This is a genomic window from Piscicoccus intestinalis NBRC 104926, from assembly GCF_001515525.1.
GTDB classification, from domain to species: domain Bacteria; phylum Actinomycetota; class Actinomycetes; order Actinomycetales; family Dermatophilaceae; genus Kineosphaera; species Kineosphaera intestinalis.
In genome coordinates this window covers 1-9,456 of the sequence record NZ_BCNQ01000167.1, presented here as the reverse complement: position 1 = coordinate 9,456, position 9,456 = coordinate 1, and the positions used below count along the sequence as shown (strand labels likewise).

General features: G+C 71.4%; 8 protein-coding genes. 5 read left to right on the top strand and 3 right to left on the bottom strand.

Annotated features, from left to right (window positions below):
• Nucleotides 1-243 precede the first annotated feature (243 nt).
• On the bottom strand, nt 244-1,494 hold the full coding sequence (locus tag PINTE_RS18620; RefSeq protein WP_068433728.1) for an acyltransferase family protein: 1,251 nt from the start codon (nt 1,492-1,494) through the stop codon (nt 244-246).
• Nucleotides 1,495-1,974: 480 nt separating this feature from the next.
• On the opposite strand from PINTE_RS18620, the gene PINTE_RS18615 reads away from it, so the two are divergent.
• Nucleotides 1,975-3,201, top strand: a complete 1,227-nt coding sequence (locus PINTE_RS18615) for an acetate kinase (RefSeq protein ID WP_068433726.1) — start codon at nt 1,975-1,977, stop codon at nt 3,199-3,201.
• Nucleotides 3,202-3,331: 130 nt separating this feature from the next.
• On the top strand, nt 3,332-5,404 hold the full coding sequence (gene pta, locus PINTE_RS18610) for a phosphate acetyltransferase (protein ID WP_068433724.1): 2,073 nt from the start codon (nt 3,332-3,334) through the stop codon (nt 5,402-5,404).
• Between the two features lie 75 nt (nt 5,405-5,479).
• Here pta and PINTE_RS18605 read toward each other — a convergent pair whose 3' ends face one another.
• Both PINTE_RS18605 and PINTE_RS18600 read right to left on the bottom strand, forming a co-directional pair.
• Nucleotides 5,480-6,346 carry a putative endonuclease domain-containing protein gene (locus PINTE_RS18605; protein ID WP_245643053.1) on the bottom strand — a complete coding sequence of 289 codons (867 nt, stop codon included), beginning with the start codon at nt 6,344-6,346 and terminating at the stop codon, nt 5,480-5,482.
• Between the two features lie 251 nt (nt 6,347-6,597).
• Nucleotides 6,598-7,572, bottom strand: coding sequence for a 1,4-dihydroxy-2-naphthoyl-CoA synthase (locus PINTE_RS18600; protein WP_068433721.1), 975 nt, complete (start codon nt 7,570-7,572; stop codon nt 6,598-6,600).
• Nucleotides 7,573-7,686: 114 nt separating this feature from the next.
• Here PINTE_RS18600 and PINTE_RS18595 point away from each other — a divergent pair, with 114 nt between their 5' ends.
• From PINTE_RS18595 to PINTE_RS18585, 3 genes are all read left to right on the top strand, one after another.
• Nucleotides 7,687-8,043 carry a cupin domain-containing protein gene (locus PINTE_RS18595; protein ID WP_068433719.1) on the top strand — a complete coding sequence of 119 codons (357 nt, stop codon included), beginning with the start codon at nt 7,687-7,689 and terminating at the stop codon, nt 8,041-8,043.
• A gap of 30 nt (nt 8,044-8,073) precedes the next feature.
• Nucleotides 8,074-8,571: an NUDIX hydrolase gene (locus PINTE_RS18590; RefSeq protein WP_068433717.1), complete on the top strand. Its 498-nt coding sequence runs from the start codon at nt 8,074-8,076 to the stop codon at nt 8,569-8,571.
• A 5-nt stretch (nt 8,572-8,576) separates the two neighbouring features.
• On the top strand, nt 8,577-9,456 hold an 880-nt coding region (locus PINTE_RS18585; protein ID WP_068433715.1), incomplete at its 3' end, for an o-succinylbenzoate synthase.

Below are 9,456 nucleotides of genomic sequence, written 5' to 3'. Positions count from 1 at the left end.
CCCCCGTGCCCGAGCCGCGGCGCAGCGTCGGGCGCGTGGGGGAGCAGCAGCGGCCCGGCTCCGTCGAGCATGGCCCGCAGCGCGGGCAGGGCGGCGCGCGGGTCCGGACCGATGGGCAACGCCCGCGGATTCGACGACATGACCGGTCAGCGTAGGTGTCCGAGGGCGAGGCGGTCGCGTGGCCGGGTCGGCCGGAGACGGTCCGGCCGCGACCGGGACTGTGCGGGGTAACGGGCGTGGGCCTCAGGCGTTGCCCTTGCGGGCCTCTTCGAGGGCGGCGACGGGGCGGCGCTCGCCGAGATGCACGCGTATCGACTCGACGGTGTCGCGAATCGGGGCGGGCATCTCGAAGAGAAAGCGCAGCCCGATCTTCGGGGCCAGCATCTGGAGCCCGATGCAGATGGGCACGATGATCAGCGTGATGATCATCGGGTAGAGCACGTCGACCCACGGGGTCGTCGCGACGAGGTCGCGCAGGAGCCCGAACGGCCCGAACGCGCCGAGGTCGATGACGACGATGACCGGGATGTGCAGCACGTAGATGCCCAGCGTGTGGCGGCCGACGAAGCGTCCCACGGCGGCGTAAGCGCCGACGCGCGCGAGCATGCCGGTGGCGCCGATCATCGCCAGCCCCGAGAACACGTACAGGGCCAGCACCGACATCGCGTCGGGCAGCGAGGGTGTCGACAGGGACATGAGCCGGGTCATGCCCAGGTGCTGGTAGGCGAGGTAAGCGCCGCCGGCGGCGAGGGCCGCGAAGATCGGCCGCGCGGCGAACTGCCGCATGATGCGCCCGCCGTAGACGCCGAAGCCGAAGTAGATCGCGAACGACAGGACGCGGGTCCACAGCGGGCTCTCTAGCGTGAACAGCTGGGTGCTCACCAGGTGCACGGCCAGCAGCCCTCCGAGCACGAGGCCGGCATGTACGCGCCGCAGCGCGGTGAACCCGACGATGTAGACGGCGAGCGCGAAGACGTACCAGAGCGGGCTGTTCGGCAGGTAGAACTCGCGCAGGTAGGTGCTCAGCGCGTCGACCTCGAAGGGGACCGTGCGCTCTCCGGCGAGCAGCAGCATGAGGCCGAACGCCAGCAGCCAGACCGCGTAGAGGTAGTAGTTGGTGACGGCCGCCTCAATGGCGCGCCCACCGCGGAAGCCGCGGCGGATCTTGCCGGCGGCAAGCATGCCCGAGATCGTGAACAGCAACGGCATGCGCACCGTCGTGATGATCTGGTTGACGCGGTCCCACCAGGCGACGACGCCTGGCTCGGAGTGGGTCATGCCGTAGTAGTGGCCGATGCTCGCGTGGAACAGCACGACGGCGACGACCGCGACCCCGCGCGACATGTCCACCCAGTCGAGGCGGGGGACCGCGCGGGCGGTCACCGCCGGCGTGGGTGCCGGCACGGCCGTCGCTGCCCGTCGCACGGCCGACGCGGTCGGCGAGGCGTGCGACGATCGCCGACCGGGATCGGCGGCGCGGGTGACGGTGGCCATCGGCAACTCTTTCGACGTCGGTCCGCGCCCCGGAGGAGCACCCAGGAAGAACAGAGGCTGCCGGTGGTTCGGCGAGGCCCGAGGGACGCCGGGACGCTGCTGTCCGGACGGGTGGTGTGCGCGGGTTGGTCTCTGTATGGTAACGGCCTCCTGAGCCCGGCCTGAAGTCAAAGTATCCGACCCGCGGACAGTAGGTTGCGCAATGCAACAAATGATTGCACGGAATCTGCCGGTCATTGCGCACAGCGCATACCGCTCGCGGGGTGCCCTGACCTGGTGATCCGCCCGCAATGCGCCCCGGTCGCATCCGGGCCGCTCCAGCTCTGACCTGCCCTGATGGCGGCCCGGGTCGGGTGTGGACGGGTCGATCGGCCCACCCCATGGAGGCTGCGCAAGCCGCTAGCCTCGTAGTCGGGCGGTGGCCGGTCTCGGTGGCGCCCGACGGCAATCCTGCTTTCCATACGTCGAAAGGCTCGCGCGGTGACCACGGCGGTTCTCGTCCTCAACTGCGGTAGTTCCTCTTTGAAGTTCGCGGTCATCGATCCCGAGAACGGGAGCCGCATGGTGACCGGTCTGGCCGAGCGCGTGGGGACCCCCGACGTCGCCGCGACGATCAAATTCGTCGGCACCGACGGTGCCCTCGGCGCGGCCAGTGCCCTCAAGCTCGGCGCCGAGAACGACCACCGCGGAGTGCTCGCGGCGGTGCTCGAGGTCATCGAGTCGTGGGCGCAGGAGCACTCGGTCGACCTCGTGGCCGTGGGTCACCGGATCGTGCACGGCGGCGAGGCGTTCGCCGCGTCCGTCATACTCGACGACACGGCGATGGCCGCGGTACGCGCGTGCATCCCGCTGGCTCCGCTGCACAATCCGGCGAACATCGCCGGCGTCGAGGCCGCTCAGCACGTGCTGCCGGACGTGCCGCACGTCGGCGTCTTCGACACCGCCTTCCACCAGACGATGCCGTCGTACGCGTACCGCTATGCGGTGCCGACGGAGTGGGCCAACGAGTACGGCGTGCGCCGCTATGGCTTCCACGGAACCTCGCACCGTTATGTCGCGGCCCGCGCCGCGCAGGAGCTCGGCCGCAACGCAGACCCGGGCCTGCGGCTCATCACCGCGCACCTCGGCAACGGCTCGTCGCTGGCGGCCGTTCGGGGCGGGCGCAGCCTCGACACCTCGATGGGGCTGACTCCGCTCGAGGGGCTGGTCATGGGCACTCGCTCCGGCGACGTCGACCCCGGCGTGCTCGGCTACATCCACGACCGCACCGGCGCCGACGTGTCGGCGATCACCGACGACCTCAACAAGCGCAGCGGGCTGCTGGGCCTGTCCGGCATCAGCAACGACATGCGCACGCTCGACGAGGCGGCCGACAGCGGCGACCAGAAGGCGCAGTTGGCGATCGAGGTCTTCGCCTACCGGCTCGCGAAGTACATCGCCTCGCTGACGGTGCCGCTGGAGGGGCTCGACGCGGTCGTGTTCACGGGCGGCATCGGCGAGAACAGCCGCACGGTCCGGATCGCGACCCTGGGGCACCTGACGCACCTGGGGCTGCGGCTCGACCCGCACGCCAATCAGCGCTGCGTCGGCGGGGTCGGCGGTCAGATCACGGTGGCCACTGACGAACCCGGAACCCCGGTGGCGCTCGTCGTGCCCACGGACGAGGAGCTCGTCATCGCCCGCGACGCGGCGGCGCTCACCCGCTGACGCCCCATGAACTCGACGGGTCGACAGGAGCCGGGTACGCCCAGCGTGCCCCCGTGCTCCCCGGCCCGCCGCGGGCGCAGCGTCGCGCCGAAGAAACCTTGATCCGCCGATCCGGAAGGCAACAGCCGTCATGACGCGTCGAATCCTGCTGGCTCCCACGAGCCACGACTCGGGCCTGAGTTCCACCTGCCTCGGGCTCATCCACGCCCTCGACGAGCGCGGGGTCGACGTGGGGTATCTCAAGCCGCTGGCCCAGAACACCCACGGGCACCTGGACCACACCACCGACCTCGTCCGGCTCGTCACCGATCTGCGCCCGCCGGAGCCGATCTCCAGCGAGGACACCGAGCACGCGTTCGCGCGCGGGCACGACGACGACCTCATGGAGCGGGTGCTCAACCACGGCGAGGAGGAGCTCACCGGCCACGACGTCGTGGTCATCGAGGGGCTGGTGCCGACCGACGAGCACACGTACTCGGGCCGCATCAACATCGCGCTCGCCAAGTCGCTCGACGCGGAGGTCGTGCTCGTGGGCTCGGCGCACGGGCTCAGCGTCGAGCAGGTCGCCTCGATGATGGCCGGCGCGGAGTCCAGCTACCGGGTCGGCGGGGAGATCAGCCGGGTCATCGGGGCCGTGCTCACCCGGGTGCCCACCGACGGTTCCGGACCGTCGGTGGAGGATTACCGACAGGCCCTGAGCGCCCAGGGGATCCGGCTGGTCGGTGCCGTCCCCTTCCTGATCGATGTGACGTGGCCGCGGGTGCGGGACATGCAGCGCGAACTCGATCTGACGGTCATCAACGAGGGCGACCTCGACCGGCGCGTCCGCGAGAACGCGATCATGGCCCAGAGCGTGCTCGGCAGCCTGTCGGTGCTCACCGAGGGTCGCCTGGTCGTCGTGCCGGGCGACCGGCACGACGTGCTGTTGGCGACCGCGCTCGCGGTGATGAACGGCACCCGCCTCGCGGGCATTCTGCTCACCGCGGGGCTGCGGCCGGACCCGGTACTCATGAACATGTGCGCTCCGGCGTTCGCGACCGGGCTGCCGGTGCTGCTCGCGCAGGGCCAGACGTTCAACACCGCCGACCGCGTCATCCACATGAACACCGGCATCGCGGTCGACGACGAGCCGCGCACCCGGCTCGTCATGCAGCTGGCCGCCGACAACCTCGACGAGACGTGGCTCTCGACGCTGCAGGAGGGCTCGAGCTCGCGGCGCCTGTCGCCGGCGGCGTTCCGGCGCGAGCTGACGCTGCGCTCGCGGCGCGCGAACAAGCGGATCGTGCTGCCCGAGGGCTCCGAGCCGCGCACGGCGCAGGCCGCGGTGAGCTGCGCGGAGAAGGGCGTGGCGCGCTGCGTGCTCATCGCCCCGCCCGCCGAGGTCGAGCAGGCCGCCGCCGGCCTGGGGCTGACGCTGCCGGAAGGCATCGAGATCATCGACCCGGCCGAGGCGCTGCCTCGCTACGTGGGGCCGCTCGTCGAGCGGCGCAAGCACAAGGGCATGACCGAGCACATCGCCATGGACGCCCTGCAGGACACCGTCGTGCTCGGCACGATGATGGTGCACCTGGGCGAGGTCGACGGGCTCGTCAGCGGTGCCGTCCACACGACGGCGAACACGGTTCGCCCCGCGCTGCAGATCCTCGGCACCAAGCCCGGCGCCAAGCTCGTCAGCTCGGTCTTCTTCATGGGTCTGCCCGACGAGGTCGTCGTCTACGGCGACTGCGCGATCAATCCCGACCCCAACGCCGAGGAGCTCGCCGACATCGCCATCCAGAGCGCCGACTCCGCCAAGGCGTTCGGGATCGAGCCGCGCGTGGCGATGATCTCGTTCTCCACCGGCTCCTCGGGGGCGGGCGCGGACGTGCAGAAGGTGGCCGAGGCGACCGAGCTGGTCAAGCAGTTGCGCCCCGACATCCTCGTCGACGGACCGCTGCAGTACGACGCCGCGACCACCGCCTCCGTCGCCAAGTCGAAGGCACCGAACTCGCCGGTCGCGGGCAACGCGAACGTCTTCATCTTCCCCGACCTCAACACCGGGAACACGACCTACAAGGCCGTGCAGCGCTCCGCCTCGGTCATCTCGGTCGGCCCGATGCTGCAGGGCATCGCCGCCCCCGTCAACGACCTCTCCCGCGGCGCCCTCGTCGAGGACATCGAGTACACCATCGCCCTCACCGCCATCCAGGCCGCCGCCCAGTAGGAGGCACGCTGATCTGACAGTTCGGCTCTGCTGAACGCGCGAAATAGCGCCCGTTCAGCAGAGCAAAGCGCGTGCCTAGGCTGCGATCGCGCACCGCAGCGCGCGCTCCAGCTGATCCAGGAATGCGTCGGGGTCGATCCGCAAGCCCACCAAAGGGATGCGCAGGACGCGTTCGCCGGCGATGGTCACCTCGTTTTGGCGCAGTGCGTCGTCCACGGGAGTCAAAGCTCGCGCGTGATGACCGCCGTCCACCTCCACGACCAGCCCGTGATCCTCCCATGCCAGGTCCAGGTAGGCGCGGCCTCCGGGCAGCCGGCGAACACTCTGCCGCGTCGGACGTGGCAGGCCTCGGTCGGCGCACAGTTGCGCGACGTCGAGTTCACCCAGCGAGTGCGCACCGTCGCAGACGTCCTCCACGATGGTGCGCACGAAGCCCGACCGCCCCCGTGACAGGGACGCCGACGCCGCCAGCAGCCGATCGCGGGGCACCAGCCGTTGTTGCACCGCCAGGCAGATGAGCAGGGCCGCCTGGCGATCGCTCACGGCCCACATCGCCGCGTTGAGAGCGGCGAGCTCGGGACGCACGCGAGGGACACCGGCTCCGGTGATCGGACCGGGGGAGCGGCGGCGATGCAGCCGAACGCCCTCCACCGGGTGGGCTCGATTGCGAGGTGGGACGCTGACGTCGATGGTGTCGGAAGCGAATCCCGTCATGCCCGCGGCGAGCAGAGCGGCCGCGCCGTCGAGTCGGGCACCGGCGCCACTCTCCCAGACGGCGATCCACAGGCGCGCCCGGTCCTCTCGTGGTGGGCGAATGCGCACGGTGTGCCGCCCGACCACCTGCCACCGACCCGCCGCCACTTCGGTGCGGACGTCGGCCCGGGTCACCTGGGCGGCGCGCAGGTCGCTGCGATGCGCCACGCCGTCGTGATCCTCGGCCACGGCCAGGGCGCGACGGGTGCGCTCGGAGCGCGAGAGTCGCCGCCGCGTGACCTGTCGATCTGCCTGGCCTTCGTGGGGGTTGCTGTTCATGCCAGGCAGCCTGGCCGAACCCGTCCGGCTTCCGCTATGCGGATTGGCACCCTGTGGAGGAGCGCCGTACGGGAAGAGGGGCTGTGGACAGGCGGCCCGGGCGCTCTGCCAGGCGCGCGAAATGGCGCCCGTTCAGCAGAGCGACCAACGCCGTCCGGGGCTCAGAAGTACCAGGGGAACGGGGACCAGTCGGGGTCGCGCTTCTGGAGGAACTGGTCGCGGCCCTCGACGGCCTCGTCGGTCATGTAGGCCAGGCGGGTGGCTTCGCCGGCGAAGACCTGCTGGCCCATCAGCCCGTCGTCGACGAGGTTGAACGCGAACTTCAGCATGCGCTGCGCCTGGGGGCTCTTGCCGAGGATCTCGCGGGCCACCTGCAGACCGGTCGACTCCAGCTCCGCGTGCTCGGCGACGATGTTCACCGCGCCCATCCGATGCATGTCGTCGGCGGAGTACGTGCGCCCGAGGAAGAAGATCTCGCGGGCGAACTTCTGTCCGACCATCCGCGCGAGATAGGCGCTGCCGTAGCCCGCGTCGAAGGAGCCCACGTCGGCGTCGGTCTGCTTGAAGCGCGCGTGCTCGCGGGAGGCGATCGTCAGGTCGGAGACGACGTGCAGGCTGTGCCCGCCCCCGGCCGCCCAGCCTCCGACGAGGGCGATGACGACCTTGGGCATCGTGCGGATGAGCCGCTGCACCTCGAGGATGTGCAGCCGCCCGCCCTCGGCCTTGACCCGTGCCTCGTCGACGCTGCTCGCCGTCTCGTCTCCGGAGGCGGTGGCCTCGCCGCTGGCGTACTGGTATCCCGACCGCCCGCGGATCCGCTGGTCACCGCCGGAGCAGAACGACCACTTGCCGGCGGCGCCGGTGCCCTCGGGGCCCGGGCCGTTGCCGGTGAGGAAGACGACGCCGACATCCGGGGTCATCCGGGCGTGGTCGAGCGCCCGGTACAGCTCGTCGACCGTGTGCGGCCGGAAGGCGTTGAGCACCTCCGGCCGGTCGAAGGCGATGCGCACCGCGCCGAGCGTGCGACCGGGCACCGGGCCCGGCAGCACGCAGCGGTGATACATGATGTCGGTGAGGTCGAATCCCTCGACCGGCCGCCACGCCGCGGGGTCGAAGGGCGAGGATGAAGCCGTCATGCCCGGCAGCGTACGGCCCGCCCGAGGCGCCCGCGGCCCGGCCCACCGCCGGTAGACTCGGGTTGACACGGAACTTATCTTGCATATTCACCTCGTCGACGTCAGGAGCACGCCATGGCCCGCACCCCGCTGGAGAACTCGTCCGCCCACCTCGACCTCGCGCACGCGCTGCCGGTCGTGCAGGAGTCGACCACCTCGCGGGTGCTCGTCGACAACCCGCTGCTGCGCGTCGTGCAGTTCACCTTCGACGCGGGCGAGCTGCTCACCGAACACACCTCCCCGCGCGCCGTCACGTGCCAGCTCGTCGAGGGTTCGATGCGCTTCACCGTCGAGGGCACCGAGCACGCGATGGGCCCCGGCGACGTCATCTACCTCGCGCCCGGCGCCCGGCACGCCCTCGTCGCGGACTCACCGTGCCGCCTCACCCTCGTCATGGTCGACACCGACGCCGACCTGACGCCTCCCGCGTGAGCCCACGCACCCGCTCGTAGCCTGGGGTTCATGCCGATCCCCGAATTCATCGTCGAGCTGCGCCGGCATGTCGGCCACGCACCGCTGTGGCTCATCGGTTGCACGGCAGTCGTGTTGCGCGAGACCGACTCCGGCCCGCAGGTGCTGCTCGTGCGCCGCGCCGACGTCGACGTGTGGAGCCCGGTCACCGGCATCGTCGACCCCGGCGAGAACCCGCACGAGGCCGCGGCGCGGGAGGTGTGGGAGGAGGCCCGCGTGACGGCCCGCGTCGAGAGCCTCGTGTGGGTGCACGCCACCGACCTCATGACGCACGTCAACGGCGACCAGGCCCGCTACCTCGACCACTGCTTCCGGCTGCGCTACGTCGAGGGGGAGCCCGAGGTCGGCGACGACGAGAACCTCGAGGCCCGTTGGTGGCCGCTGGACGAACTGCCCGACATGCCCGCGCACTTCGCCGAGCGCATCCGGGTGGCGCTGGACGACCCCACGCGCACCCTGCTCGGTCCACTCGACGGCGAAACCGTTTGATCCGCATGCAGTTTCCCCAGATCGAAGAGATTCTCGCGAACGCTCACGTCGTCACCGTGCCGCTGCGCGTGCGTTTTCGCGGCGTGACGAGCCGGGAGGCGGTGCTGCTGCGCGGCCCGGCCGGCTGGGGCGAGTTCGCCCCCTTCGCCGAGTACGCCGACACCGAGGCGGCCCGCTGGCTCGCCGCCGCGCTCGAGGCGGCCTGGGTGGGTCACCCGGCGCCGGTCCGCGACCGCGTGCCCGTCAACGCCACCGTCCCGGCGGTCGGCCCGAACCAGGTCGCGGAGGTGCTTCGCCGGTACGACGGCTGCGACACGGTCAAGATCAAGGTCGCGGAGACGGGCCAGGGCCTCGACGACGACCTCGCCCGCGTCGCCGCGGTGCGCGACCTCGCGCCGGGCGCCCACCTGCGGGTCGACGCGAACGGGGCCTGGGCCGTCTCGCAGGCCCGTGAGGCGTTGACCGCCCTGGCCCCCTACGACCTCGAGTACGCCGAGCAGCCCTGCCGCACGGTGGCCGAACTCGCCCAGTTACGCGTCGACCTCGCGCGGCACGGGGTCGACGTGCCGGTCGCCGCCGACGAGTCGATCCGCCGGGCGGACGACCCCCTGGAGGTCGCCCGCCGCGAGGCCGCCGACGTCATCGTCGTCAAGGTCGCCCCGCTCGGCGGGGTGCGCGCCGCGCTGCGGATCGTCGCCGACGTCGGGTTGCCCGCCGTCGTCTCCAGCGCCCTCGACACCTCCGTCGGGATCGCGGCGGGCGTCGCGCTCGCCGCCGCCCTGCCGCGCCTGGACCACGCCTGCGGCCTCGGCACCGTCGAACTGCTCGCCGACGACGTCGCCGCCGCCCCGCTCGTGCCACGGGCCGGCGACCTTCCCGCGCCCG

Excerpts from the sequence above, each read along its gene's own strand:
- PINTE_RS18620 (WP_068433728.1), bottom strand. The coding sequence starts at position 1,494 with ATGGCCACCGTCACCCGCGCCGCCGATCCCGGTCGGCGATCGTCGCAC.
- pta (WP_068433724.1), top strand. The coding sequence starts at position 3,332 with ATGACGCGTCGAATCCTGCTGGCTCCCACGAGCCACGACTCGGGCCTG.
- PINTE_RS18600 (WP_068433721.1), bottom strand. The coding sequence starts at position 7,572 with ATGACGGCTTCATCCTCGCCCTTCGACCCCGCGGCGTGGCGGCCGGTC.
- PINTE_RS18595 (WP_068433719.1), top strand. The coding sequence starts at position 7,687 with ATGGCCCGCACCCCGCTGGAGAACTCGTCCGCCCACCTCGACCTCGCG.
- PINTE_RS18590 (WP_068433717.1), top strand. The coding sequence starts at position 8,074 with ATGCCGATCCCCGAATTCATCGTCGAGCTGCGCCGGCATGTCGGCCAC.